This is a genomic window from Vibrio sp. D173a, assembly GCF_030248475.1.
The window spans coordinates 1-923 of the sequence record NZ_JAHGAH010001635.1 but is presented as its reverse complement, the minus strand read 5'-3'; the positions used below and the strand labels follow the sequence as shown (position 1 = coordinate 923).

Here is a 923-nt window from a genome sequence, read left to right as displayed (position 1 = left end):
TGAATTGTGGTCTTTAGCTGCGGACAAGATAAGCCAAACTCTGTCGCATTAACGCTTCCCTCAAGAGGCGTAACGGAACTATGTGCAAAGCGCTCAGCAGCCGCAAAAGGGATCCCCTTGAAGGATTCGACCGAGCCCAACCCCTCTTCTCCATTGAGTCGATTAATCACGAGAGACTCGCGAAGCGCAGTAATGTCGACATAACCCAAGTCTAGATCAATGATCTGCGATGGATCCGGCTTCAATGGTTCAGGTTTTGTTGGTTGGCTGCCTGAACTATCACTACCGCAAGCGGCTAGTAGTAATGAGATGCTAATGGCAATGATTGAGCGATGCGTTGTCATGAGGTTGTCTACCTTGTTTGCTGGGTGAATTTGTTGACTCAAACAGGCGTGTCCTTGTGCGTCGTTCTTTCCTTTTGACTTGTTTGTGCTGGTCTGTGAGAAAATTATATGGCGATTAAAGCAACAAGAATAATCGCGTTTGTAGGATGAAACCCTCATCCTCATTGGTGACTCTTTACTGATAAAAAAACACACGCAACTTGGCGTGTGTCTTCATTTTCGATGTAAATAATGGGGGTTACATCCAAGTGATCATCTTCATTGGTGATAACGATTCACTTACATCACCGAATGCAGCAGGGCCATCAACAACGGTACCAACAATCGGTGCACCTTCATTTAGGTCAACTTTGTTTAGATCCACCCAGAATAGACCTGGCTGACGTGAAGACTCTAAGTAGTATGTTTTATTGCTGTGATCAGCCAGTGAGCGCCATAGCGTTGCTGAAATGTTTGGATGGTCTGGGTCTTCCATGCCTAGAGGAACACCAATTGAACGCATGATTGACATAGCTGCAGCGACCGCTGGTGCACCATCTTCAAACTTCGGTGTGCTCTCTAAGAAGTAATCAACTCGAA

The 923-nt window shown here is 45.9% G+C and carries 1 protein-coding gene and 1 pseudogene; both read right to left on the bottom strand.

All coding sequences use genetic code 11. The features are described 5' to 3' along the window. Positions 1 to 386 (bottom strand): annotated as a pseudogene (locus KIV40_RS35255) (carboxylesterase family protein); the annotation flags it as partial. Between the two features lie 196 nt (positions 387 to 582). Next, positions 583 to 923: linear amide C-N hydrolase (locus KIV40_RS35250; protein WP_285354128.1), on the bottom strand; the 341-nt coding region annotated here is incomplete at its 5' end.